This window comes from Bartonella machadoae (genome assembly GCF_022559585.1).
Lineage (GTDB): Bacteria > Pseudomonadota > Alphaproteobacteria > Rhizobiales > Rhizobiaceae > Bartonella > Bartonella machadoae.
In genome coordinates, this window is the sequence record NZ_CP087114.1 from 1754266 (window position 1) to 1780992 (window position 26727).

Annotated in this window: 19 protein-coding genes and 3 pseudogenes; 1 reads left to right on the forward strand and 21 read right to left on the reverse strand. The window is 41.1% G+C overall.

Features of this window, described 5'->3' with window-relative positions:
• Window positions 1-478: 478 nt before the first annotated feature.
• Window positions 479-734 (reverse strand): annotated as a pseudogene (locus LNM86_RS08470) (hypothetical protein); the annotation flags it as partial.
• Between the two features lie 214 nt (window positions 735-948).
• Here LNM86_RS08470 and LNM86_RS08475 point away from each other — a divergent pair.
• Window positions 949-1185: pseudogene (locus tag LNM86_RS08475) on the forward strand (DnaJ domain-containing protein); the annotation flags it as partial.
• Window positions 1186-1608: 423 nt separating this feature from the next.
• Here the strand turns inward: LNM86_RS08475 and LNM86_RS08480 are convergent.
• From LNM86_RS08480 to rsmH, 20 genes and pseudogenes are all read right to left on the reverse strand, one after another.
• Window positions 1609-1909, reverse strand: a pseudogene (locus tag LNM86_RS08480) (hypothetical protein); the annotation flags it as partial.
• Window positions 1910-2118: 209 nt separating this feature from the next.
• The gene (ligA, locus tag LNM86_RS08485; protein WP_241437328.1) at window positions 2119-4272 is read right to left on the reverse strand and encodes an NAD-dependent DNA ligase LigA; all 2154 of its coding nucleotides are present in this window, start codon (window positions 4270-4272) and stop codon (window positions 2119-2121) included.
• A 92-nt stretch (window positions 4273-4364) separates the two neighbouring features.
• Window positions 4365-6026 (reverse strand): DNA repair protein RecN, encoded by a 1662-nt coding sequence (gene recN / locus LNM86_RS08490; RefSeq protein ID WP_241437329.1) that lies wholly within the window; start codon window positions 6024-6026, stop codon window positions 4365-4367.
• A gap of 6 nt (window positions 6027-6032) precedes the next feature.
• The gene (locus tag LNM86_RS08495; protein ID WP_241437330.1) at window positions 6033-6926 is read right to left on the reverse strand and encodes an outer membrane protein assembly factor BamD; all 894 of its coding nucleotides are present in this window, start codon (window positions 6924-6926) and stop codon (window positions 6033-6035) included.
• 170 nt (window positions 6927-7096) lie between these two features.
• Entirely contained in the window at window positions 7097-7972 is an 876-nt protein-coding gene (lpxC, locus tag LNM86_RS08500; protein WP_241437331.1) for a UDP-3-O-acyl-N-acetylglucosamine deacetylase, read from the reverse strand.
• A gap of 206 nt (window positions 7973-8178) precedes the next feature.
• Window positions 8179-9921: a cell division protein FtsZ gene (ftsZ, locus tag LNM86_RS08505; protein WP_241437332.1), complete on the reverse strand. Its 1743-nt coding sequence runs from the start codon at window positions 9919-9921 to the stop codon at window positions 8179-8181.
• Window positions 9922-9989: 68 nt separating this feature from the next.
• Window positions 9990-11291 carry a cell division protein FtsA gene (ftsA, locus tag LNM86_RS08510; RefSeq protein ID WP_241437333.1) on the reverse strand — a complete coding sequence of 434 codons (1302 nt, stop codon included), beginning with the start codon at window positions 11289-11291 and terminating at the stop codon, window positions 9990-9992.
• The gene (locus tag LNM86_RS08515) at window positions 11288-12196 is read right to left on the reverse strand and encodes a cell division protein FtsQ/DivIB (RefSeq protein ID WP_241437334.1); all 909 of its coding nucleotides are present in this window, start codon (window positions 12194-12196) and stop codon (window positions 11288-11290) included. The genes ftsA and LNM86_RS08515 overlap by 4 nt, the downstream gene beginning before the upstream one ends.
• Complete coding sequence (locus LNM86_RS08520; protein ID WP_241437335.1) at window positions 12184-13104, reverse strand: D-alanine--D-alanine ligase; 921 nt, start codon at window positions 13102-13104, stop codon at window positions 12184-12186. The genes LNM86_RS08515 and LNM86_RS08520 overlap by 13 nt, the downstream gene beginning before the upstream one ends.
• 239 nt (window positions 13105-13343) lie before the next feature.
• Window positions 13344-14321 (reverse strand): UDP-N-acetylmuramate dehydrogenase, encoded by a 978-nt coding sequence (gene murB, locus LNM86_RS08525; RefSeq protein WP_241437336.1) that lies wholly within the window; start codon window positions 14319-14321, stop codon window positions 13344-13346.
• On the reverse strand, window positions 14299-15726 hold the full coding sequence (gene murC / locus LNM86_RS08530) for a UDP-N-acetylmuramate--L-alanine ligase (RefSeq protein ID WP_241437337.1): 1428 nt from the start codon (window positions 15724-15726) through the stop codon (window positions 14299-14301). Before murC ends, murB begins: the two co-directional genes overlap by 23 nt.
• Complete coding sequence (gene murG / locus LNM86_RS08535) at window positions 15710-16846, reverse strand: undecaprenyldiphospho-muramoylpentapeptide beta-N-acetylglucosaminyltransferase (RefSeq protein WP_241437338.1); 1137 nt, start codon at window positions 16844-16846, stop codon at window positions 15710-15712. The genes murC and murG overlap by 17 nt, the downstream gene beginning before the upstream one ends.
• On the reverse strand, window positions 16836-17993 hold the full coding sequence (locus LNM86_RS08540) for an FtsW/RodA/SpoVE family cell cycle protein (RefSeq protein WP_241437339.1): 1158 nt from the start codon (window positions 17991-17993) through the stop codon (window positions 16836-16838). Before LNM86_RS08540 ends, murG begins: the two co-directional genes overlap by 11 nt.
• Before the next feature lie 130 nt (window positions 17994-18123).
• Window positions 18124-19524, reverse strand: coding sequence for a UDP-N-acetylmuramoyl-L-alanine--D-glutamate ligase (gene murD, locus LNM86_RS08545; protein ID WP_241437340.1), 1401 nt, complete (start codon window positions 19522-19524; stop codon window positions 18124-18126).
• Window positions 19525-19528: 4 nt separating this feature from the next.
• Window positions 19529-20599, reverse strand: a complete 1071-nt coding sequence (mraY, locus tag LNM86_RS08550) for a phospho-N-acetylmuramoyl-pentapeptide-transferase (RefSeq protein ID WP_241437341.1) — start codon at window positions 20597-20599, stop codon at window positions 19529-19531.
• 20 nt (window positions 20600-20619) lie between these two features.
• Window positions 20620-22041 (reverse strand): UDP-N-acetylmuramoyl-tripeptide--D-alanyl-D-alanine ligase, encoded by a 1422-nt coding sequence (locus LNM86_RS08555; RefSeq protein WP_241437342.1) that lies wholly within the window; start codon window positions 22039-22041, stop codon window positions 20620-20622.
• Entirely contained in the window at window positions 22038-23489 is a 1452-nt protein-coding gene (locus LNM86_RS08560) for a UDP-N-acetylmuramoyl-L-alanyl-D-glutamate--2,6-diaminopimelate ligase (RefSeq protein ID WP_241437343.1), read from the reverse strand. Before LNM86_RS08560 ends, LNM86_RS08555 begins: the two co-directional genes overlap by 4 nt.
• A gap of 23 nt (window positions 23490-23512) precedes the next feature.
• Window positions 23513-25255 (reverse strand): peptidoglycan D,D-transpeptidase FtsI family protein, encoded by a 1743-nt coding sequence (locus LNM86_RS08565; protein ID WP_241437344.1) that lies wholly within the window; start codon window positions 25253-25255, stop codon window positions 23513-23515.
• On the reverse strand, window positions 25255-25659 hold the full coding sequence (ftsL, locus tag LNM86_RS08570) for a cell division protein FtsL (protein ID WP_241437345.1): 405 nt from the start codon (window positions 25657-25659) through the stop codon (window positions 25255-25257). The genes LNM86_RS08565 and ftsL overlap by 1 nt, the downstream gene beginning before the upstream one ends.
• Window positions 25656-26654 carry a 16S rRNA (cytosine(1402)-N(4))-methyltransferase RsmH gene (gene rsmH / locus LNM86_RS08575; protein ID WP_241438968.1) on the reverse strand — a complete coding sequence of 333 codons (999 nt, stop codon included), beginning with the start codon at window positions 26652-26654 and terminating at the stop codon, window positions 25656-25658. The genes ftsL and rsmH overlap by 4 nt, the downstream gene beginning before the upstream one ends.
• Window positions 26655-26727 lie beyond the last annotated feature (73 nt).

Below are 26727 nucleotides of genomic sequence, written 5' to 3' on the forward strand. Positions count from 1 at the left end.
GTTATTCTCGTATTTTTCTGATTCCATCACCATTCTGAAAAACAATATTTTACGGTACTAAAAATAAATCTCATCTCATAAAATATGATAAGTATTAATGAATTCATCCTATTTGAAGAATCTTTTCCCTAAATAATAATACCCCTCAATCAATTAAAGAAGCGATTTCAACATGCCCTATGATCTTTACTGTTCCACCATCTTTACGCTTATGAAGCTATGCCGACCCCATCATACTCTTTTCCAGCCCCCAATGTTGCAACAGCCCTTGTTATTGAGACGATTCATTAAAGGCATTTTTGCTCCTTTCTAAACTGTTTTCTACCCACACACCAACCCCGCTTATGACGTGCAAATAAGTGACTTTAATTGATTCAACATAGAGGATTTGAGATGAGGGAATCTTACAATATTCGGGGGTCTAATTCAACATGCAAAACGATAAATTATCGTTATAAATCAATGTGTTGCCATATTAACCAGTAACCTGTAAAAACAACACCTTACCAAGCAATGCTAAATAAGCAACGAGGCAATCCATTACTTGTTTTTCCAAATAAGAGATTAAGCCCTCATTGCCTATTTTATTACCGGCATTTTCGGCAGCCATCACCTCTGCCTCTTTTAAAATGCAAATCATTTTTTAGGGATACCTTTTACACGCCCATCTCTGCTCTTGGTGGTATCCATTTTCTTTTGACTGGTGGAGTTGGCTCTGTATTTTCTGATGTCATAAAATACTCCCTCCCGATAATAAAAAACCCCGCAAATGCGGGACTTTCACACTGCACTGCCCCTCATTTAGACACATTACGACCAAGTATAGTGATGTCACTAAATACGATTTGCAACATATTGTCAACATCAAAATAACACATATTGATACACTCAAAGGGAATCAGTTAAACGATGATGTAAAAATAAGTACAATACAGATGGTAATATGTAATGATAGTAAATGAAGATGATTATTATGAAATTCTTGGTGTAAACAACGAATGCAATGATAAACAGCTAAAATCTGCTTTTCGTAAGTTAGCTATTCAATATCACCCTGATCATAACCCTAATACTAAAGAAGCTGAACAAAAATTCAGAAAAATTCGTGAAGCTTATGAAATTCTTAAAGATCCTCACAAAAGAGCTATTTACGATCAATTCTATTGTGAAACTTTTGAAAATAATCAACACCAAGAAAATAGCAGTAAAAATATTAGTATAAGCAAATTTGTAGCATATAGACCTACAATCTTCTTAATAGCACTAATCATTGTTCTTTATTTTATAAAAGTTCCAATAGAATTATTACCATTCGTATCGATTCACTGCCTTTTTTATCTGAGTATGAGATTTTGGGGATTTTTAAAAGCATTACTTATTACAATAATCACATTCATAATAGTAATAATAACTTTTATTTTACCTTTTACCTCAACAATAGTCTCAATCCTTTTGTATGGTGTTGTAAATTTCTATGGAATCAAAAAATTGAAGAAACTTGGTATACTTGTGGAATAACTTTTAAACCTGTGTATATTTTTGTAAAAAATGGTTTTAAAGCGCATTAAGAGCAACGCGCAATGAATTTACAAGATGCGGTAGAATTTAGTCTTCTATAACAAGATATTGTATTGCTTCGTATAGATTATACTGTCTATAGAGGCATTGTGCTTCTTTTAGTGCCTCTTACATGTTTAAAAACTGCTCTGTAGCAAATTCACCCCATTTGTCTCTTGCTTTACATCAGAAGAGGATAGCATTTCATCATAAATAGCGTTTGGCAAGCCTTTTGCACAAAGATAGTTGTTTCTTATCTGTAGATACTGTTGCACTGCGTCGTACTGGTCTTGAGTCAGCACGCCTTGCAAACAAAGCCGCCCGATATATAGCTACCAGAAAGCGGATTTTTGCCTCTTATAGCGTTAAACTAAAGCAATTGACATGCTTCATAAGAGGCATTTTACTCCTTTCTTTAGAGTTTTTACCCACACACCAGCCCCGCTTATGACGTGCAAATAAGTGACTTTAATTGATTCAATAAGAGGATTTAAGATGAGAGAATCTTAGGATATTCAAGGGTCTAATTTAACATGCAAAATAATAAATTATATTTATAAATCAATGTGTTGACAACAATTGCAGCCAAGTCTCTTCATCGATAACCTCAACACCTAATTCTTGCGCTTTGGCTAGCTTCGATCCTGCTCCAGCTCCAACAACAAGAAGATCGGTTTTTTTAGAAAGTGAACCGGAGGTCTTTGCACCCAATCGTTCTGCCAGTGCTTTTGCTTCATCACGGGACATGCGCGCCAAAGTTCCTGTAAAAACAATGACCTTTCCTGCTACGGGTGAAGAGTCTGTCATGATAAGTTCTTCATCAAGAGGTGTCACTTCCTTAAGCAAGAGAGACAAAACCTCACGGTTATGCGCTTCTTGATAGAAATCAATGATTGCGCTCGCTACCTGCGATCCAATTCCTTCGATGTTCATAAGCTCCATCCAAGCCTCATTGCCTTTTTCATTCTTCTTATCACACGGCATCTTAGCTGCCATCACAGCAGTTTCAAACGTTGTATAATTTTGATATGCGCGTGCGAGACGCCGTGCATTGACCTCTCCAACATGACGAATTCCAAGTGCAAATAAAAAACGACTTAAAGGAATTTTGCGGCGCGCATTAATGGCATCATAAAGTTTACGAACGGAAACAATACCAAAACCTTCTATATTTTCTAAACGCGTCAAAGATTTTTCTTGTCGCCGTTGTAAAGTAAAAATATCGGCTGGTGTACGAATACAAAGCGTTTCATCTTGAACATGAAAAAAGAACTCCACCTGTTTTTTCCCAAGTCCCTCAATATCAAAGGCATTACGCGAAACAAAATGACGCATACGCTCAATTGCTTGTGCCGGACAAATAAGCCCACCAGTGCATCGGCGTACCGCTTCACCCACCTCACGAACAGCATGACTCCCACAAGCTGGACACAGATGCGGAAAGACAAAAGCAGAAGCATTGTGAGGACGCTTTTCAATAACAATATCAACAATCTGAGGGATTACATCACCAGCACGTTGTACAATCACTGTATCACCGACACGGATATCACGCCCTTCACGAATTGGCTCACCCTTATGACCAATTCCCTTAATATAATCTTCATTATGCAAACTTGCATTGGTAACCACCACGCCACCAACAGTAATAGGAGCAAGATGTGCAACAGGCGTTAGAGCTCCAGTTCGACCGACTTGAATATGAATAGCTTCTAAAAGTGTCAGAGCCTTTTCTGCTGGGAATTTATGCGCAATTGCCCAACGTGGTGAACGAGAGACAAACCCCAAACGTGTCTGGAGCATTAAATCATTCACCTTATAAACAATCCCATCTATATCATAACTTAAGGAATGACGACGTTCTTCAATAGTATGATAATAGGAAGTCATCTCTTCTGCTGTTTTGAAAACTTTTGTTAATGGATTGATAACAAAGCCATATTCTTTTAGCTTTTTTATCATCTCCATTTGGCTTTCGGCAAAGATTTCACTCACTTCACCACAAGCATAAGCAAAAAATTTAAGCTTTCTACTTGCGGTTACTCGTGAATCAAGTTGACGCAACGAACCAGCTGCTGCATTTCTAGGATTAGCAAAAGTTAACTTTCCTTTTTCTTGTTGCCTCTTGTTCAGTGCTTGGAAATCCTCCTGTCCCATATAAACTTCACCACGCACCTCAAGAATATCAGGAAATTTGCCCTGCAAAACTTTTGGAATATCGGCAATTGTTCGTGCATTCACTGTAACATTTTCGCCGACATATCCATCACCACGTGTTGCAGCCTGCACAAGTCTTCCCTCTTCATAGCGCAAAGACAAAGATAAACCATCAATTTTAGGTTCAGCAGTTATTTCCAATATCTGGGTTTCTGGCAGCCGTAAAAAACGACGAACGCGCTCAACAAATTCACGAACATCTTCAGAACTAAATGCATTATCAAGGGAAAGCATTGCCTGTGTATGAACAGATTTTTCAAACTTTTCAGAAACTGGAGCTCCGATTTTAAAGGAAGGAGAATCTGCACGAATAAGCTCAGGAAAAAGGGCTTCAATTTCTGCATTACGGCGACGAAGAGCATCATATTCTGCATCAGAAATTTCAGGCTGGTCGTTACTATTGTAAAGGACATCATGACGAGCAATTTCTTTTGCTAACCATTCTAATTCACTTTCTGCTTCAAGAGCAGTTAAGTTTTTTGTTGTTTCCTTTTTCATAAAATTGATTCCAAACTCTGGACCATGATCATAAAATTCCTCTCTTTTCTACGTGAAGAGAATCCACGTGAACACATGCGCATCAATGAAATCTATGTAAGAAGTTTTTGAGCAGCTGCACGGGCTTCTTGTGTAATCTGCTCCCCTGCTAACATGCGAGCAATTTCTTCTGCACGTTCATGCTCCTCCATTTTATGAACCCCCGTCATAAAACGCCCTTTATCACCACTTTCAACCTTTGAAATAAGAAAATGGCTATGCGCTTTTGAAGCGACCTGTGGTGCATGTGTAATCGCAAAAACCTGAACATTTTGTGATAAACGCTGCAACCGTTGTCCAATAGCAGCTGCAACAGCTCCCCCAACCCCCGTATCAATTTCGTCAAAAATCAATGTCGGCGCAGATCCACGATCAGACAAAACAACCTTTAACGCTAACAAAAAACGAGACAATTCACCACCAGAAGCCACACTGAGCATTGGTCCTGCTCGTGTTCCGGGATTGGTTCGAACCCAATATTCTATACGATCTATCCCTTCTGCACTTCGTTTTTCAGCATCACTTTGTATTTCAACGATAAATTCTGCTTTTTCGAGCTTCAATGCTGGTAATTCAACCATCACGCTTTCAGACAAGTGATTTGCTGCTTCTCGACGCTTTGTTGACAAAGCTTGTGCTAATATATCATAATTTTTTTTTGCTTCCCTTGCCTCATCTTCAAGATGGGTTAATAGCGCTTGCGCATCCTCAAAATCAGCAAGCTCCGCATCCATTTTATCACGCAACGAAACCAATTCATCCGCAGGAACCTGATATTTACGAGCAAAACCACGAAGAGCAAAAAGACGCTCTTCTATCCGCTCCAATTCACCAGTATCAAAATCCAATGCCCGCATTGCGGCCTCGACCCCTTCTTGTGCTGTTGCAAGCGCATGTAATGCTTCATCAATAGATTTCACTACAGGTGTAATGAGCTCTTGCGCTTCAGGGATTTTTCGTTCCAATCGCCTCACCAAATTAGACAGGACAGGAATGGGTGATTTAGAACCACTCAAGAGATCATCAGCCTCCTTAATATCTGTCGCTATTTTTTCTAATTTAAGCATATCCGCACGACGAAGAGACAAAGCCTCTTCTTCACCAACTTGAAAATCAAGCTTTTCAAGCTCTTCCACACACGCACGAAGATAATCAGCCTCACGCATAGCATTTTCTACTTTACTACGCTGTTGTTGCAAACGCTCTTCAAATTCACGCCATACCCGATAGGATTGGCGTAAATTTTCTGTTTCACCCTCAAGCCCCCCAAAGGCATCTAATAACTGACGATGTGTTGCAACATCAACAAGTGCACGATCATCATGCTGTCCGTGGATTTCAACCAACAGACCACCAACAGACCGCATAAAGGCTACACTCGCAACCTGATCATTGATAAAAACACGACTACGACCATCACTTGATTGCACACGTCGTAAAATAATATCACCCTCATCATCAAAACCATTGTCACGGAGAAGATGGCGCGCAGGATGTGCAACAGGAACATCAAAGACAGCGGTCACCTGCCCTTGTGCAGCACCATGACGCACAAGCGAAGCATCACCGCGCCCACCAAGAGCGAGCGACAAAGCATCAAGGAGAATAGATTTCCCAGCACCTGTTTCTCCAGTCAAAACCGATAAACCCGCTGTGAAATGAATATCAAGCGTTTCGATCAAAACAATATTATGAATCGAAAGCTGTATCAGCATATAAAATCAACGTACCTTCTTCTTACCACCACTTAAAGCATGTGAGATCCAAGAAGATTTATGCTCCTGTGGAGATATACTATTTTTTTGCAATAAATTATAAGAAAATTTATACCACTCACTTTTAGGATAATTGCGTCCTAAAATAGCCGTTGCTGTCTGCGCTTCCGCAGTCAAGCCAAGAGAAAGATTAACCTCCGTCAAGCGAAAAAGTGCTTCTTCAACTTGATTTGTATCGGAATATTCCTCAACCACTGTACGAAACCTTCGACTTGCAGCAAGATAGCGCCGCCCCTCTTCATAATAACGGCCAACCTGCATTTCCTTACCAGCCAACTGCTCTCGTCCAAAACGTATTTTTGCTTTAGCATCTTCAACATATTCAGAATGTGGATAGTGCTCCACGAGAAGCTGCATCGCAGCAATAGCACGTTTTGTATCACGTTGATCTCGTGTAACATCAGGGATTCGACGGAAAGAAGAAAGACCGATAATATAATATGCATAAGCGGCATCATCTGCCTCTGGATAAAGAGTGATATAGCGCTGAGCCATACTAATTGAATCATCATACTTACCAAGTCGATAATTTGTAAAAGCACCCATCACCAAGGATTTACGACCCCAATCCGTATAAGCATACTGCTTTTCAATCGTTAGAAACTTTTTTGATGCATCTGCGAGTCGTCCACTCTCAAAGCTCGCAAGCGCCTGATTATATAAAACATCTGGTGGATCGATTTTTAACACATACGCAGACGGATCAAGAGTATTTTTCTCTTTAAATAAACAACCTGCTAATAGGCAACTGCTTCCCAAAAGCATCACCCCCAACACCTTGCGGACAAGGTTAGATTTCCTATCTGCCATATTTTCAATAGATATATAAGATTTTGTCATAGTTTTTCCGGCCTCCAGAGAATGTCACCTTGTAGCATAAATCATTTATGAGACGTTTTTATATCATATCACTTTAAAATCCACTAACCAATTTAGTGACTTAGGTCAACCATCCCCTTAAAAATCAAAAAGGCTATAAAAAAATCTTTTTAATTTTTGTACGAGGCTCCCTACAAGTAACTTTTTTCGTAACAAGATTCATCCGCTAACACAGCTTTTACCAATTGCGAATTCATTCTATGCCCACTACAATAGGAACGAAACAATCCAATAAAAGGGGCTCCAAGTAAAGCAGTATCACCAATCGCATCAAGCATTTTATGTCGCACACATTCATTTTCCCAATAAGGACCTTCTGGATTCATAATTTTGTCATGAAGTCCAATGATAAGAGAATTTTCTAAAGAAGCCCCTATTCCTTTCCCAGAAGTCCATAATTTTTCTACATCTTTGACAAAACCAAAAGTGCGCGCACGTGACAAATGGTCGCGAAAACCTGCTGTGGTAAGGTCAAAATAAAAATGTTGCTTCCCAATAGCCGAAGAAGGAAAAGAAATCGTAATATCAAAACGACGCCCATCAAACGGCAAAAATTCCGCAAAACCACTAGAAACTTCAACACGCATGGGCTTTTTAATAACGAAATAAGCACGCAACGCATTTTGCTGTACAAGACCAGCTTCTTCAAAAGCTTGACAATACTGCCATGCTCCCCCATCCAAAATAGGAATTTCATGACTCGACACTTCAATAACAAGGTTATCCAAATTATAAGCGGCAATCGCAGCCATCAAATGTTCGATTGTTTCAATTCTAAACGCATCATTTCCAAGCACTGTTGATAATTCAGTCGCTCCTGTCTGTGATGCATGCGCGTAAAGGACTTGATCTTTTTCTCCCAATCCACAACGCTTAAAAACAATACCATGTCCCACCTCAGCTGGCTGTATCTTCACCTCAGAGAGACACCCACTATGAACACCATAGCCCTTTAATACTACGTTTTTTTTTAGAGTGGACTGATATTTTTGCATCAGACTTATCATGTTACTTTATTGAAGTGTTTTTACAACATTATACTTATAAAACTATAAAAATGATATGTATAGCAAATAATAAACCCGTTTATAATAAACGGGTTTATAATAAAAAATAGAGTATTTTTTACAACAACGAAGTATAGATTACCATTTAAGGTGTTCAACCATCATAAAAGATCTATTAAAAGATCTTTTTTCTCAATTTTGCGCCATTAATTGACCTGACGGCGCAAAAATGCTGGTATCTCTAATTGATCTTCTTCGCTTATAAAATTACGTTGATCTTGCGGAACCTGAGGGTGCAATTCACCAGAACGACGTGGCACATAAACAGAAGCATCCTGAGAGCTTTTATTATAAACCGATGCTTCTTTCTGCTGAGAAGATCTCACAGCAGGCTCTAGGCGAGCTTCTGGTTCAACTTCCTCACGATGTGTCAAGCTCTGTTTCAAACGCTGCCAAAGATTGCGCGGCCCTTGACTAGCTGCTGGTGCGCTCTCACGCTGTGTATGAACAACAGGAGGAAAATCTTTTAACTCAGGCATACGCATTGGTGAACGTACTTGCATCTGTTGTACTTGTTTGTCTTTCTGCTTCACAACCTCTGTCATCTCATCAAGAGCATGCGCCGTAGCCTCCATACTTACAGGTGCAACCATTGATTGCTGAGAAGTACGGCGAACTTGCATACGTGGTGCATTTGGTATCTGACTATGCACAACACTCGAAGCATAAGGAACTGGATTTGCACTTCGTGCAGCAACGGCCTCCGCAGGCTGTGCAAAGATTTGACTCTTAGGGCGGAACTGTTCTCCAGCCGATTTACCCTTTTCTATCTCAAGGGACTCTATTACTTCTACCATGGACTCAGAACGCAAAGGGGGTGACTGAACATGAAAAGAAGTCTGCGACGCTGCGGGTTCACTCTTACGAATTGACGCGGCAGGTCTTTGCAGCTGAGGATGAGACGGCTGAATGATATCACTCACCTCACGATCAATACCCGTTGCAACCACAGAAACACGAATAACACCTTCTAATGACTCGTCATCAATAGCACCAAAGATAACATTGGCATCTGCATCCACTTCTTCGCGAATACGATTAGCAGCTTCATCAACTTCAAAGAGCGTCATATCACGCCCTCCCGTAATAGAAATAAGCAAGCCACGCGCACCCCGCATAGAAGTATCATCCAACAGTGGATTCGCGATAGCGGCTTCAGCAGCAGCCAAAGCACGACCTTCACCAGATGCCTCACCTGTTCCCATCATTGCTCGACCCATTTCATGCATAACAGAACGCACATCGGCAAAATCAAGATTAATGAGACCCTCTTTAATCATAAGATCCGTAATAGAGGCCACACCGGAATAAAGTACTTGATCAGCCATAGCAAATGCATCAGCAAATGTTGTTTTTTCATCCGCAATTCGAAAAAGATTCTGATTAGGAATAACAATCAAGGTATCAACAGATTTTTGCAATTCTTCAATACCAGCCTCTGCCGTTTTCATACGCCGTGCACCTTCAAACTGAAATGGCTTTGTGACCACACCAACGGTCAAAATACCTTTTTCACGCGCTGCGCGAGCCACAACGGGTGCCGCCCCAGTTCCAGTGCCACCCCCCATACCAGCAGTAATAAAAACCATATGGGAATCTGCTAGATGGTCGATAATTTCATCGATACATTCCTCTGCCGCCGCCTGTCCTACTTCTGGCAGAGCACCAGCACCTAGCCCTTCCGTAACGGCTGCACCAAGCTGGATAACACGTTCAGCTTTTGACATAGCCAAAGCCTGTGCATCAGTATTTGCTACAACAAAATCAACTCCCTGAAGACCAGCATTAATCATATTATTCACGGCATTTCCACCACCACCGCCAACACCAAAAACGGTAATGCGTGGTTTTAATTCCGCGATATCTGGCCGATGCAGATTAATCGTCATTTTCTTTTCCTTCTCATAAAACATCGCAAGCCCAAGCGATAAAATTTAACTTACCTCGATAAACTTATTTAAAAACTCTCACGCAACCACTGACCAACACGCTGAAAATACCCACGCGTGCCCGTCGATAAATGTTTTACTGCACCCTGCATTGTTTTTTCTTCAAACCCCACCAATTGCGGATAAATCAACAATCCAACAGCAGATGTAAATGCCGCCCCTTTTGCAAGAGAAGGAAGCCTTGAGATACCTAAAGGCCGTCCTATGCGAACATTTCTTCCCAAAATACTCCGTGCCATTTCTGGCAATCCTGTTAACTGGCTAGCTCCTCCAGTCAAAATGACACGCTTACCAATAATGTGACCAAAACCAGAACGATTTAAACAATCACGTACCATCTCTAGAATTTCTTCAATACGCGCACGAATGATACGACCAAGAACAGCACGAGGATATTGCGTTTCACGCTGTCCATTCCCAATCTCTGCCACATTAATCATATGTCGTTCATCAGAACTTGTCAGAAGTGCTGAACCATAGACAACCTTTAAACGCTCTGCCTCTGCAAGTGACATAGAGAAACCACGTGCAACATCAAGCGTTACATGATTCCCACCAATCGCGAGTGCATCTGCATGGACAAATTTTCCTTCAAAGAACACTGAAAATGTTGTTGTTCCACCACCAAAATCAATACATGCCGCCCCCAAATGTGCCTCATCATTCATCAAAACAGCAAGACCACTCGCAAAAGGCGTTGCAACCATTGCTTCAACACTCAAATGTGCACGATTAATACAGGTTTCTAAATTACGCAAAGACGCTGTTTCCGCAGAGACCACATGCACATCGACACCAAACAATTCTCCCGCCATTCCAATAGGATCAGAAATCCCTTTATCTCCATCCAAGACATAAGAGACCGGAACGGAATGCATGACATGACGTTCAGCATCAAAAGCTTTGCGAGAAACATCTGAAAAGGCCACACGCACATCGCGCTGGGTCACTTCACGACCATTCAAACGGACCATGCCATTGATAAAAGCACTTTGCAGTCGGCTTGAAGAAAAGTTGACAATCACCGAATCCACAACCAAACCAGCCATTTTTTCTGCGGCATCAACAGCCAACCGTATTGATTGCTCTGCCGCAAACATATCCATCACAACACCCGATTTTATACCGCGTGAGCGCTGCACTCCAAAGCCTAGAATTTCCATAGAATGTGTACGACCATGCAAATAGTGCGTATGTTTCAAAGGACGCAAACAAGCAATAAGACAAACAATTTTACTTGAACCAACATCAAGCACCGTTAGAAAGCGTGTTTTGCGTCCTCCCATATGCTTTGATCCGAGCAACGTCATAGGCTTCCTGCCTTTCGCGCTTTCAAAATGCGCTCTTCTTCTGCCACAGCAGCGCTACGACGTTCCAAAGCTTCATCGGACAAGGAAACTGTAATACGATCAGAAAGACGTAAATCAATACTGAGAATATCACGAGAAAAAAGATCTTGTATTGTACCCGTTTTTATCAAAGAAGAAAGCCTTTCAAGTGCATCATTTTCAGGCAACATAATGCGTAGCCCATTATCCAAAACAAGATCCCAGCGCCGATCACCTACACGCACAAAAGCACGAACACGATTGTACAACTGTGGATACGAAGAAAGCTCTTGAAGAAACATTTTAGCCGCATTTTGTGCACCCTGCCCAACCAAAAGAGGCAAATCTCGGATAGCTACACCTTTAAAAGGTAAAATGATACGACCTGTATCATCAACAATATCCATCATGCCATCATGTTGCCAAATTGCATAAGGTTTACACTCTACAACTGAAATACGCACTTTATTGGGATAGATTTTTTGAACATTTGCCGATTGAACCCAAGCTTGCTGTTCTAAAACAAAACGCGCTTTATCAACATCAAAAGTGAAGATAGATTGAGCAAAATCAAGTTCTAAGAGCTTTAAAATCTCCTGCTTTTCCAAGCGCTTATTACCACTGATATCAACATCTGTGACCACAAAACCAATATCCTCTATGACAGATTTCACAATCACGCCCATATGACCATTTATTGAAAGCCCATAAAGCACTGTAAAAAAGAAAGACAACAAAACCGCAAAAGAGCCCAAATGGCGAGGAACATGAACACTGGCGATAAACTCAAACATAACCCGAAGAACGCGGCGATAAAGACGTGGCAAAACTGACACGAATGGCCCCTCCATCGAAACATTTGTTTTATTAACATTCAACGCATACACGACGCGTCCTCCACAATCCACTGAACAATATCGCCGTAACTACGACCACTTGCTTTTGCAATATCAGGAACAAGAGAAGTGAGTGTCATACCGGGCTGGGTATTAATTTCAAGCCAAACCAATTCTCCTGTTTCCTCATTAAAACGAAAATCAGAACGGCTAACACCTCGACAACCTATCGCCTGATGTGCAGCTAAAGACATTCTTTGCACCTTTTGGTAAATATTTAATGAAAGTTGTGCAGGACAAATATGAAGAGAACCTCCTGTTTTATATTTCGAGTCATAATCATAGAATTGAAACTGCTGATTGGGAATAATTTCACACACTTCCAGCATCTCATTTCCCAAAACGGCACAAGTAAGTTCACGACCAGGTATATATTTTTCAACAATCACCTCATCGGCATAAACCCATTCAGTCCCCACAATATGATGCGGCGGCGCAGTCTCACTTTCTTTGACAATCACCACACCAAAACTCGACCCTTCGCACACAGGCTTAATCACATAAGGGGGCTCTATCGGATGCCCTCGCCCAACAGCAAAACGGCTCATAACAACAGAAGGAGCAACTGGAACTCCAACACTTGCAACAACAATTTTTGCACGCCCCTTATCCATCGCCAATGCAGACGCCATAACTCCAGAATGCGTATAAGGAATTTTCAAATATTCAAGAATTCCCTGAATACGACCATCTTCTCCAAAGGGACCATGCAAAGCATTAAAAGCAATATCAGGCTGCAACTGTTCAAGAACAGAAGCAATATGCCCATCAACATCCACACGGCTTACACGATACCCCTGTGCTTCAAGAATATCAGCACAAGCAGTACCTGAAGACAAACTTACAGACCGCTCAGAGGAAATCCCCCCCATCAATACAGCTATATGTTCATCTTTCATAACAATTCACCCTCCTTTGTCTACTATATATAGACTACATAAAAACCACTGATACCATATACAGAAAATACTAAGATTTATCCTTGCGAATCAATTACCTAGCATTTTTTGTAATGAATCAGACTCAGGCGCAAGACGCAAGAGCTTCTCTGTTAATTTATTGATTCTTAATGGAATTTTTTTATTATCTCTTTGATATGACTCAATTTTTTTATTGCATTTTTAATGCACACAATAAATCAAGGAAACGGTTCAAAAGAGACAACATTTCGACCTTGTTCAAATTGACCGACACGCCATATTTCCCATTGTAAGAGATGTCTTGAGTGTGCAAAAACACGTGCACGAACTGTTTCTCCCAAAGCCTCAAGATCATAGCCTGTCGCTTGCCCCGTATTGATCATAAAATTACAGTGCATTTCGCTCATTTGTGCACCACCAACCCGCAAACCACGGCATCCTGCTTCATCAATTACACGCCACGCAGATGTCCCTTCAGGATTGCGAAAAGTGGATCCACCTGTTTTTTCGCGAATAGGCTGCACTGTTTCCCGATGACGTGCCACTTCATCCATAGCAGCACGAATATCTTCTTTATTTCCTAAGTGTCCTTCCAACAAAGCAGCCGTAAAAATAAGATCTTCAGAAACATGACAATGACGATAGGAATATTGCATATCTTTTAAACTTAAGATATGGCGCTGTCCTTTACGATCAAAGGCATAGACCTCCACAACACGTGCCGCTGTCTCAATACCATTAGCCCCAGCATTCATTTTAAGTGCTCCTCCAAGACCACCAGGAATACCATGATAAAAATGAAAACCTGCAACCTCAGCTTCTAAAGCAGCCGCTGCTAAATGTTTGTCTGCCGTAGCAGCACCAACAAAAAAACGCTTTGGAGAGACTTGCCGCACTTGTCCAAAGCCTTTTGCTGAAAGACGAATAACAACACCAGGAATGCCCCCATCACGTACCAAAAGATTAGAACCGATTCCCACAATGGTTACAGGAATAGAGAGAGGGAGATTTTTCAGGAAAAGAGCTAAATCTGCTTCATCAGCAGGTTGATAAAAAAGTTCTGCTAATCCGCCAGTGCGAAACCACGTCACCTTACGCATTCCTACATTAGGCGTAAGTTTACCTCTTATTCCACAAAGCAGCGGTTGCAATTGCGCCAACAGCGCTTCACCATCAATGCGTTGAAAATTTATCATTGCTATTCAAACTCGCCAACTGATGAGGCAAGGCACAAGCCCACTGTGTGATACTGCCCGCACCAAGAAAAACAACATAATCCCCCGCTTGAGCAAATGTAGAGACAATAGAAACAATATCTTCTAGAGAATGAACCAAACGCACATCACGATGACCAGCCATTTGAATATGTTCGACCAGCTCTTGAGCACCAAAACCAGGGACAGGCTCTTCACCAGCGGCATAGACTGGCGTAATCAATACTGTATCTGCATTATTAAAACAAGCAGCAAAATCATCAAACAAATGATACAAACGCGAGTAACGATGTGGTTGTGCAATCGCAATCACACGCCCTTTTGCACTTTCACGCGCGGCACATAAAACAGCTTTTATTTCGACAGGATGATGTCCATAGTCATCAAATATTTCAATGCCACGCCAACTTCCTGTTTGCGTAAAACGCCGTTTTACGCCAGCAAATTCTGCTAAACCCTTTTTTATCGATTCATTTGAAATGCCAAGTTCATGAGCAATAGCAATCGCTGCTGTTGCATTAGAAACATTGTGTTGCCCAGACATTGGCAAAATTAAATTTTTTAACTCAGTCTTTTGACCAGTCTTGCGCGAACGAATAACAACATCAAAATGCGTTTTTTGACCATCCATCGAAAGATTTAAAAAACGAACATCCGCTTGTGGATTGGCACCATAAGTAATGACCCAACGATCATCAATACGGCCGGCCAACGATTGCACCTCTGGATGATCAAGGCACAAAATAGCAAAACCATAAAAAGGAACATTCTCTACAAATTGCTGAAAAGCGTCACGCACAGCATCAAAACTCCCATAATGGTCTAAATGCTCAGCATCAATATTGGTAACAACGGCAATGTCAGCAGGCAACCTTAAAAATGTACCATCACTTTCATCCGCCTCAACGATCATCCAATCACCTTCTCCCATACGGGTGTTTGTACCATAAGCATTGATAATACCACCATTAATCACCACCGGATCCAAATGACCAGCAACAAGAAGGGCTGCGACCATAGATGTCGTTGTGGTTTTACCATGCGTACCACCAACAGCAATTGCCCGACGAAACCGCATAAGCTCCGCTAGCATTTCCGCACGTCTGACAAGTGGTAAATGCCTTTCTTTCGCAGCAATATATTCAGGATTTGTTTTTTTAACGGCAGTAGAAAAAACAACAACCTCTGCGTCTCCTAAATTTTCAGAATGATGGCCTATATGAACGTTAATTCCTTTTCTCCGTAAACGTTCAACATTTGCACTCTCAACTTGATCTGAGCCTTGGACTATATAGCCAAGATCATGAAAAACCTCAGCAATTCCACTCATACCAATACCACCAATTCCGATAAAATGGATAACGCCTATATTAAGCGGCATTTTCATCAAAAAACTCCTCTCTTATATCTGACAATGATTGCCCTGCTATCAACGCTTCTGCCATATCGGCAAGGCGTCTGGTTGCCTGAGGTTGTCCAACTTTTTTTGCAGCAAGCGCCTGTTTTTCCAATACATGAGGAGAACCCAAAGCCTCTGTTAAAAGAGAAGCAAGTCTTTGTGCGCTTAAATCTTTTTCTGCGACAATTTGAGCCCCCCCCACAGAAGCAAGCAATGCAGCATTTTCTGCCTGATCATGATCTAAAGCATGAGGATATGGGATAAGCAAAGCGGGACGACCAATGATCGCTATTTCACAAACAGATGAAGCTCCGGCACGTGATAAAATAAAATGAGACCGCGCCATACGTTCAGCAATATCCTCAAAGAAAGAGGCAACTTCTGCTTGCACATCCATCTTATGATAGATTTCTATCAACTCTTCAGCTCTATCGCGAACTTGCTGAACAATTCGTAAGCGTTTACGATTCTCATCATCCAGTAAAGCAATTGCTTCTGGAACAATGCGTGAAAAAGAAGAAGCCCCTTGGCTCCCACCAAAAACCAAGAAATGAAATGGATTTTCATTCGTTGAAGGAGAGTAGGGAATTTCTGCCGCTTTAAGAACAGCCTCACGCACAGGATTCCCGGTAAGAAGTATTTTATGAGCATACGTATTATTAGGCGACAACAATCCCCCTGCTATTGCACGCACAAAACTTGCCAATGCGCGATTAGCACGCCCCATAACCGTATTTTGTTCATGAATAAATGTTGCACGCCGACTCAAGGCCGCAATAAAAAGGGGGGGAAAAGTAGGATATCCGCCAAATCCACCAACAAGCATAGGGCGCAGCTTATAAAACAGTACTAACGACTGCCCCATGCCCTTTAATAAAGCTAAAAATGTTTTGACAAGTGCAAAAGGATGGCGTCGTGTAAATGTTGCTGATGAAACTATATGTGTATGCTCTTCATCAAAGCAGCGGACAAAACCTTGCGCTCTTTTATCGGTTACCAAGTGCACATCATACCCACGTTGCCTTAATTCAACGGCAAGTGCTTCAGCAGGGAAAAGATGTCCACCTGTACCACCAGCCACCAAAACAATAACTTTATTATCCGTCATAAGTAATATCCAAGGCAGAAGGAGAGGAAAAGGCAGAAAGACGTGCTTCTGGCCAGCGGCGTGTTAAACCAAGCAAAATGCCCATTGAAAATGCAATCGCCAGCATTGATGAACCACCATAAGAAATAAAGGGGAGTGTCATACCTTTTGGAGGAATTAAATGAAGATTGACCGCCATATTAATCGCTGCTTGAAAGCCAATCATCATCGCTATACCAGTAATACCAAGACGTATAAATGAATCACGTGTATTCAACGCTATATACAATGAACGCATAACGATAAAGCCAAAAAGCATCATAATGAAGAGACACAAGATAATACCATATTCTTCAGCAGCAACGGAAAACACAAAGTCTGTATGACTATCAGGAATGATCCGTTTCACTGTTCCCTCTCCCGGACCTTTCCCAAACCAACCACCATTCAAAATAGCCTCTCGTCCTACATCCACTTGAAAGGTATCACCTTCCCCTGTCAAAAAACTATTGATACGTTCGCGTACATGATGAAGAAAAAAATAAGCGAGAATAATTCCAACCATCCCCAAAACAATAAATAAGAAAATAATAGTAAGAGGCACACCAGCAACAAAAAACAAACCGCCCCATGTTGCACTCAATAAAAATGTTTGACCAATATCAGGCTGTAAAACAAGAAGCACACAACAAACAGCATAAAGTGCAATAGCCAACAGAGAGCCAAGAATACCTTTACGCCGCATCTGTTCCGAAAAAAGCCAAGCAGACATCACCACAAAAGCTGGTTTCATAAATTCTGAAGCCTGTACAGAAAAACCAAAGAGAGGAATCCACCGACGCGCCCCCTTTAATTCTGGTCCCACAAACAAAGTTGCAACCATAAGGACGAGCGTTACAACAAGCAAAAGAGCACATAAACGACGAATATTACGCAGCGAGAAAAAAGAAATGGTAATCATCGTAAAAAACGCCGGAATACTAAAAATGATATGCCATCGAACAAAATAAAAACTATCAGCAATTCCGATTTTTTTTGCAATAGTGGGGCTTGCCGCAAAAGAGAGCATAATACCAATCCCCATTAAAATTAAACAAGCAGCAAAGATAGAGCGATCTATTGTCCACCACCAATTAGCAATTGGATCTCTATCCGCACGTGTCACCATTATACCCACCTTATCTTTTTCATAATTCTAATCAAAGTGAATGGTTCCTCTCTTTTTAGCAAACACTTAACGAGCCAAATTACATAAAAAAAGATTCTGGAATATTAACATACAAGTGTTTTTTGAAAGTTCATGTTTCTTTTAACTGGCTAACCAAAGAAACAAAGGCTTCCCCACGCACTTCATAATTTTTGAATTGATCATAACTTGCACAGGCGGGTGAAAAGAGAACCACCACTTCTTTTGCCTTACAATGTATTGCATCGGTAGCAGCTTCGTGCACTGCATTTTTTAAAGTTAAACTCATAGAAAAGGGAAACGAGGATCCAATAACACTAGCAAATTCTTCCGCCGCACTCCCAATCAAATAAGCTTTACGAATTTTATGAAAAAATCCTCTCAAAGCCTCAATCCCCCCTTCTTTTGCCTGCCCTCCAACAATCCAAAAAATATCATTAAAAGCAGCAAGTGCAGGAGCCGATGCATCTGCGTTCGTAGCTTTACTATCATTGATAAACAACACCGCTCCTATCTTACGCACCTGCTGCATACGGTGAGCCAATCCTTTATAACTTGCCAAATGCTTTTCTATCTGTGGATCAGTGATTTTTAAAGCCTGTAATGTTGCTAACGCCATAAGAGCATTTTGCGCGTTGTGGCAACCACGCAATGCAATCATATGAGCGAGATTTGCAAGCATATGACGCCGACCATGGCGAACAAAAAAGAGTTTCGTCCCCTCTGCATAAAAGCCATTTTCAACAAAATGCTCCTTAGAAATTGCTTCAACTTGATGATTTTCATGAAGCAATTGTTGATATAAAGCCTGACAAGCAGCATCATCAACTGAAATAAAAGCATGAGAAGCCTCAGCAACCAAACGTCTTTTGGCTTGCACATAATGCGCAAAACTACCATGTCGATCAATATGATCAGGCGTTAAATTCAATAACAGCCCAATAGTTGGCTGAAGAGAGGGCGTGAGATCAATTTGAAACGATGAACATTCAATCACATAAATACGTTTTTGAACAAAGGGCTTAAGAGTTAATATTGCGGTTCCAATATTTCCCCCCATCTGCACATCATAACCCATTTGTTCTAACAAATGAGTAAGCAAAGCTGTCGTTGTTGATTTCCCATTCGTACCGGTAATAGCAATAAACGGAACATCTTCATCGCAAAAACCATTATGCTGTAAAAAATGATTGCGCGCACGAATAAATAATTCAATATCACCGATAATTTCTATATTTTTTTGCCGCGCTTTCTCAACAACCCAATGAGGCTTAGGGTAAGTTAAAGGAACGCCAGGTGCTAAAATTAACGCGACAAATTTTGACCAATCTTCATATTGAAGATCTCTCGTTGGAATATTTTTCTGAAAAGCTGCTTGGAGACCTGAGGGATTATCATCCCAAGCAACCACTTCAGCACCACCATTGATCAATGCTTGTGCAGTTGCTAATCCGGATTGCCCCAACCCAAACAAAGCAACTTTCTGATCTTTATAACAGCTAACAGAAATCAAATTTTTACCGCAACTTAAGTGTTGAAAGACCAATCAAAGCAAGAACAATCGAAATAATCCAAAAACGTATCACGACTTGGCTTTCAGTCCACCCTTTTTTCTCGAAATGATGATGTATGGGTGCCATAAGAAAAACGCGCTTTTTTGTTAGTTTGAAATAACCAACTTGGATAACAACTGAAAACCCTTCCACAACAAAAAGGCCCCCAATCAGAGCCAAAACAATTTCATGCTCTGTAGCAACAGCGATAACACCTAAAAGTCCTCCAAGAGCTAACGAACCAGTATCCCCCATAAAAATAGCCGCAGGTGGTGCATTAAACCATAAAAATCCAAGCCCCGCACCAACAACAGCACCCAATAAAACAGCCAGTTCACCAGTTCCCGAAACATAACGAATTTGCAAATAATCAGCAAAATTTATATTACCAGAAAGGTAAGCAATCAGAGCAAAAGACAAGGCAGCAACCATAACAGGAACGATAGCCAGTCCATCAAGACCATCGGTCAAATTAACCGCATTCCCTGTTGCTACCATGACAAAAGCAGCAAAAGGAATAAAAAACCAGCTCAAATTGATAAAATAATCCTTCACAAAGGGCAAAGCCAATCCAGGAGAGCCAACTTGTAAGATAATAAAGGCAGCAATCGCGGCAATAAAAAATTCTAAACTTAACCGAGCCTTACCAGAAAATCCTTTATGCGTTTGTTTCGTGACCTTAAGATAATCATCATAAAAACCAATTGCCCCAAAGGAAAGCATAACAAAAAGCGATACCCAAAAATAAATATTCGATAAATTACACCATAAAAGCGCTGATATCACAATGCCCGTTAGAATCATCAACCCACCCATGGTAGGTGTTCCTGCCTTTTTGAAATGTGTCTGAGGACCGTCAGCACGAATGGGTTGCCCTTTTCCCTGCCGTAATTTAAGAGAGGCAATAATGCTAGGGCCAAATAAAAAGACAATAAGCCCTGATGTAAGCATCGCAGCTATAGTGCGAAAAGTAATATAACGGAAAACATTGACACCTGGAAACCAATCACTAAACGCAGACAAAAACAACATCATGAGACAAAAAACCTATTCAATTATAGAGAAACCACCTTATAGCGATCAAGCAATGCAGTCACAATATCCGATGAATAAAGACTACGAGATGATTTAATCATAAGCAGATCTCCATTGGAAACTTCTGCCAAGATAAGCGGTAAAATTTTTTCAACACTTTCAGCATAATGAACCTCAACATATGCACACAGATCCGTGGCTAAAAACCTCATTGCCTCACCAAATAAAAAAACCAGATGAGCACCAGAATGACACACAGGCTTTAGCAAATCACGATGGAGTTTTTCACTATGCGCTCCCAACTCCAGCATATCACCCAAAATAGCGATTCGCCGACCATCCCCCGCTACTGGTCCTGTAGCAAGCAGATCAAGAGCCACACACATTGATGCAGGATTCGCATTATAGCTTTCATCAATTAAATGAAATTCACCTCCACTTGGCAAAGACAGTCGATAACGAATACCGCGTCCCTCTTGAAGAGAAAAACGTTTCAAAGAAAGCAAAATACGCTCTAAATCAACACCAAGTGCATCACAAACAGCAATAACACCTAAACTATTTTGTACAATATGTCGTCCCGGAGCACCAATTTTAACCATCCTATCTCGACCAGAGATACGGACGATCATAGAAGAACGATCTGTTAAAAGATGTATATCTCTTGCTTGATAATCGCAATTTTTAGCTTCACCAAAGCTTAAGATCTTTTTGATACCCCATTGCTTTGCTTTTTGCACTAAGTAAGAAAAAAAATCATTATCGGCATTTAAAACAGCAATGCCCTTCTCATCCATCCCTTCAAAAATTTCGGCTTTTGCATCTGCTATCTCCTCAAGACTTTTGAAGAATCCCAGATGTGCCGCACAAATATGCGTAATGAGAACAACATGCGGATGAACCAACTTAACCAGGGGACGAATTTCATCTTTATGATTCATACCAATTTCAAAGATACCATAATCACACTCCGCAGGCATTCGTGCCAAAGTAAGTGGCACCCCCCAGTGATTATTCAAAGAAGCAGAATTTGCATGCACCTTCCCCACAGTTGCAAGCACTTGCTTCAAAACTTCTTTTGTCGTTGTTTTTCCAACAGAACCTGTTATCGCTATAATTTTAGCTTTTGAGCGCTTGCGTGCAGCCTGCGCAAGTTTTTCTAAGGCTTGCAAAACGTCAGGAACAACAATCAATGGAGCGGATATTTTTTTCATGTCAGCCAAACGCTCTTGCGCAACAATAAGAACGCCTGCGCCTCTTTGATAAGCTTGCGCAGCAAAATCATGTCCATCAAGATGATGCCCTTTAATACAGAAAAAAATAGCACCCTTCTCAAGAGTACGGCTATCAATAGAAACTCCAGAAAAAGTTTCTGGTAAACATCCAATGACGACACCTTCAATTGCGGCAACAAGCGCTTGTTTATCCCATAAAACTGTCATTCATTGCGCTCCCGCAAAGCATCAATCGCCTTTAGACGATCTGAAAAAGGATAGGTTTTTTCTCCTATAATCTGACCATTCTCATGACCTTTTCCAGCGATAATTAAGGTATCTCCTGCTTTTAAAAGCCCAACCGCATAAGCAATAGCTTCACCACGATCTGCTATTTCCATTGCCTGTGGAACAGCTTGTAAGATATCCTTACGGATTTTTTCTGGCATTTCCGTGCGCGGATTATCATCCGTTACAATCACAAGATCAGCCTTGTCTTTTGCAATTTTTCCCATCAAAGACCTTTTCCCTTGATCACGATCACCTCCGCAACCAAAGACAAGGACTAAACGTCCTTGCGTAAAGGGGCGGACAGAAAGCAATACCTGCTCTAAAGCTTCTGGTTTATGTGCATAGTCTATATAAATAGGGGCATTATCTTTTGTCTTTCCAACCAATTCCAATCGCCCAGGCGCTCCCTGCAAAGATTCAAGCGAACGAAAAACCTTATCAGGAGAAACACCTGTTGCAATTGCTAGTCCCGCTGCCATAAGCGCATTTGTCACTTGAAAATCTCCAGCTAAAGGCAAATCAAATGTATAAATATTATTCTCCACACGACATTCAACACACTGTTTCGAACGTTGATGCTCAACACGATTAATGGTGATAAATTGTCCTTTTCGCCCAATTGTTAAGACACGGCGACCTGCTTGTTTCACATGATCAATAACCTTTTGCGAATAAACATCATCGGCAAAAATCAAAGCAGGTGCATCTTGCGGTAACAAAGTATCAAACAGGCGCATTTTAGCACGTAAATAATCCTCTACGCATAGATGATAATCCATATGATCTCGACCTAAATTGGTAAAAGCACCAGCGGTCAAACGTACCCCGTCAAGTCGGCGTTGATCAAGCCCATGCGAAGACGCTTCAAGGGCCGCATGAGTAACACCTTCATGGGAAATTTCAGAAAGGAGACGCTGCAAAACGACCGAATCAGGGGTGGTGAGAGAACCCTCTTCATTCCTGTGAGGAGAAACAACACCCACCGTCCCTATACTAGCGGCACATAATCCAACATGCGTCCAAATTTGCCGCACAAAAGAGACAACGGATGTTTTTCCACTTGTCCCTGTCACAGCAACGACAGTTTCAGGTTGAGAACCATAAAAACGCGCTGCAGCCATTGCCAAACTATGACGAACATCCAAAACCCGTAAAATAGGAACAGCTAAATTCTCAAGCGTCATATCACAATCTGTAACAATTGCTCGTGCACCACGCTTTAGTGCATCATTGATATAGTGCCTACCATCACCGTGCTTTCCTTGAACAGCCACGAAAACATAGCCCGGTAAAATCTGCCGAGAATCCGCACTTATTCCTGTTATTTCCATTGAAGAAAGGTTCTGATCTTCAAGACATTCTGTAAAAACTGTTCCAAACAACATGATAACACACCTTTATATTCATTTTACTGTTGTTTAACAAATTTCAAACTATCCCTTGTGTTCAAAAGAGGCGCGTACTCTTTTTCAAAATCTGGTTTTATTCCCAAAAGACTTGCTGAACGGCGAATAATATTAGCAAGCATCGGCCCCGCATTCATGGCTGCTGTTGCTGAACGCTGTCCCTCTTCAGGCTGAGGTTCATCGATAATTGTTAAAACAACATAAGCAGGATTTTCAATAGGAAAAGCAGCAAGAAAACTATTGAAATTTTTTGTTTTAGAATATTTTCCATTTTCAACTTTTTCAGCTGTTCCTGTTTTGCCACCAACCCGATAGCCTTCTACTTTTGCACTACGCCCAGAACCGATATCGCTGTTTAACTTATAAAGATAACGCATATTTTGACTGGTTTTAGGGGTTAAAACCTGTTTTGCATATTTCAAAGTTTCGGTTTTTGTGCGTTTCAAAAAGGTCGGTTCAATCAACCAACCATCATTCATTAAAGCAGCAGCACCTACGGCTGTTTGCAAAGGTGTTGTTGCCATACCATGTCCAAAAGCTATGGTCATAGAATGAATATCCTTCCAATGACGTGGCACAACAGGATGGGCGACTTCAGGCAATTCTGTTGTCAATCGATCAAGCAAACCAAGGCGTTTCAAGAAATTACGATGCCCATCAATTCCTACCGCCAAGGCCTCCTTAGCAGAACCAATATTAGAAGAATAAATAAAAACTTCCCAAAGTGTTAAAGGACGCTTTTTTCCATGAAAATCATGAATAAAATAATTATTACCTGCTTGAAGAGGCCGTGAAGCATCAATGACACTGTTTAAATGAAAAAGACCTGAATCAAGCGCCATGGCGGTCGTAAAGCTTTTTATGATAGACCCCATTTCAAAAGTTCCAGCACTCATCCGGTTGAGGCGATCACTTTTCAGAGCTTCAACGGGATTGCTAGGATCAAAATCTGGGAGCGATGCCAAAGCCAAAACTTCACCAGTATGGATATTTAAAATAACAGCTCCTGCAGCAAGCGCTTTATAACGCTTCATTGCCTTCATAAGTTCATCATGCACAATGCTCTGAATGCGCACATCAATCGAAAGTTGAACTGGTTTTAATGTTTCCTCAGTTGCAAGACCAGCAGCACGCAGAGCACTCAAACCAGCATCATCAATATATTTTTCCATCCCCGCTATGCCCTGATTATCAACATTAACCATGCCGAGAATATGCGAAACCACCGATCCACTTGGATAAAAACGACGGATTTCAGTGCGAAAACCAATCCCTGGAATACCAAGAGCCATAATTTGCGTCTTTTGTGTTGGTGTTAACCCCCGTTGAATCCAAGAAAAACCAGATTTTTTTTTGAGACGTTTATAAGTTTCCTGCCAATTAAGATCGGGCAAAACAGTTGAAAGCAATTCTATTGTTTCATCGACATCAATAATCCGTCGTGGTTCAGCAAAAAGTGAATAAGTTTTAATATCCGTTGCTAACAAACGATTATTACGATCAATAATCTCAGGCCGCGCAGTCAATTGAGAGACACTTGGCCCTTTTGCCTCTTCAATTTGCCCTCCTTCCAACCCATAAGAAATAAGACAAGCCCCCATTACCCCATATAAAAGAACAAAACAGAGCAAAGAAAAAAGCAAGCGAGAACGATGAGAAGAGGAACGACGAACGGACAGGTTATGAATATCTAATGGAGGTTCTAAGCACTTTTTCTTCTTCGAAAATAGAAAGGTCGATTTCATCACCGTTTGCCTTCTTGAACAATATTGTTCACCTGAGAAGGACGATTATTTGCTAAAATGCCCTTTTCTTCTTCCAAGATATTTTGTTTAATCACTTCTTCAATTGGATCATGGATACGGATCGGAATATCCTTAAGCTCTACAATTTGACAAGGCTGTATAATCTCTAAACCAAGCTCTTTTTGATAACGCTTCGCAAGTTTTTGCATACGTGTGGGCTCTATCATCATAGCCCACTCAGCACGCAGTAAACTTACTGTATTCTTTTCTGCAACAATTTCATGTTCAAGATGACGGATTTCACTCATCCGTTTTTGAACATCATATTTTACCTTATAAGTAAGACCTGCCATACAAACCATAATCATCACTAAAATCATATCAAATGTACGAAAAACTGTCATTTCTTGCCGCCCTCAAAACGAGCAATCTCTGCCATACCAAATAAATTCATATCTGTAGCAAGACTATCCGCCTTAGTGCGAACACCAATACGTAATCGTGCAGAACGTGAACGAGGATTTTTCTGCACTTCCTCTTCACTTGCAGTTATTCCTCCTTTAAACAAAGGAAAGAAAGTTGCTGGAGCTGTCTCTATTTCAGGAAGATAGCGCGATTGCATACGTTCTCCTGAACGAGCAGAAAAAAATCTCTTGACCATCCGATCTTCAAGAGAATGAAAACTGACAACAGCCAAACGCCCCCCTTCTTTTAAAATGCGTTCAGCAGCAAATAAACCACGTGCAAGTTCACCAATTTCATCATTAACATAAATTCGAAGAGCTTGAAAAACACGCGTTGCCGGATGAATGCGATCTCCACTTTTTCGACCTACCAACGCCTCGATGGCATGAGCAAGGTCCCCTGTACGCAAAAAAGGCTGAATATTACGGCGCTTTTCAATCATCCGTGCAATCCGACCCGCATAGCGTTCTTCTCCTAAGATTTTAAAGACTCGCGCTAACTCATCAACTTTCAAACGATTGACAACATCTGCAGCGGTAAAACCAGTCTGAGCCATTCGCATATCTAATGGACCATCTTTTTGAAAAGAGAACCCTCGCTCTGCTTCATCAAGCTGCATTGAAGAAACACCAATATCTAAAACAACAGCATCGACCTTTTCTTCAACAACACGATCCAACTGAGAAAATTCTATTTGCACCAAACGAAAACGTGGAGAAAATTCATCAACAAGAGGTTGTCCTTGGTCAATAGCATGAGGATCACGATCAAGAGCAATAACCTGTGCACCCGCATTTAACAACGCGCGCGTATAACCACCAGCACCAAAAGTACCATCAATCACTCTTGCTCCAATCAATGGCATAAGCCCAGCCAAAACTGGCTGTAATAACACTGGAATATGGCGCTCAGTTTTATCACCCTGCTCTGTCAAAATAATCCGTCTTAATTTATGCTTTTTCAAATCAACAATCGTTCATGGTAACTGGTATCCAAACAACCACAAC

Bases quoted from the DNA above. Each gene is read 5' to 3' on its own strand.
- ligA (WP_241437328.1), bottom strand. From the start codon at position 4,272: ATGAAAAAGGAAACAACAAAAAACTTAACTGCTCTTGAAGCAGAAAGT.
- recN (WP_241437329.1), bottom strand. From the start codon at position 6,026: ATGCTGATACAGCTTTCGATTCATAATATTGTTTTGATCGAAACGCTT.
- LNM86_RS08495 (WP_241437330.1), bottom strand. From the start codon at position 6,926: ATGACAAAATCTTATATATCTATTGAAAATATGGCAGATAGGAAATCT.
- lpxC (WP_241437331.1), bottom strand. From the start codon at position 7,972: ATGATAAGTCTGATGCAAAAATATCAGTCCACTCTAAAAAAAAACGTA.
- ftsZ (WP_241437332.1), bottom strand. From the start codon at position 9,921: ATGACGATTAATCTGCATCGGCCAGATATCGCGGAATTAAAACCACGC.
- ftsA (WP_241437333.1), bottom strand. From the start codon at position 11,291: ATGACGTTGCTCGGATCAAAGCATATGGGAGGACGCAAAACACGCTTT.
- LNM86_RS08520 (WP_241437335.1), bottom strand. From the start codon at position 13,104: ATGAAAGATGAACATATAGCTGTATTGATGGGGGGGATTTCCTCTGAG.
- murB (WP_241437336.1), bottom strand. From the start codon at position 14,321: ATGATAAATTTTCAACGCATTGATGGTGAAGCGCTGTTGGCGCAATTG.
- murC (WP_241437337.1), bottom strand. From the start codon at position 15,726: ATGAAAATGCCGCTTAATATAGGCGTTATCCATTTTATCGGAATTGGT.
- murG (WP_241437338.1), bottom strand. From the start codon at position 16,846: ATGACGGATAATAAAGTTATTGTTTTGGTGGCTGGTGGTACAGGTGGA.
- LNM86_RS08540 (WP_241437339.1), bottom strand. From the start codon at position 17,993: ATGGTGACACGTGCGGATAGAGATCCAATTGCTAATTGGTGGTGGACA.
- mraY (WP_241437341.1), bottom strand. From the start codon at position 20,599: ATGATGTTGTTTTTGTCTGCGTTTAGTGATTGGTTTCCAGGTGTCAAT.
- LNM86_RS08555 (WP_241437342.1), bottom strand. From the start codon at position 22,041: ATGACAGTTTTATGGGATAAACAAGCGCTTGTTGCCGCAATTGAAGGT.
- LNM86_RS08560 (WP_241437343.1), bottom strand. From the start codon at position 23,489: ATGTTGTTTGGAACAGTTTTTACAGAATGTCTTGAAGATCAGAACCTT.
- LNM86_RS08565 (WP_241437344.1), bottom strand. From the start codon at position 25,255: ATGAAATCGACCTTTCTATTTTCGAAGAAGAAAAAGTGCTTAGAACCT.
- ftsL (WP_241437345.1), bottom strand. From the start codon at position 25,659: ATGACAGTTTTTCGTACATTTGATATGATTTTAGTGATGATTATGGTT.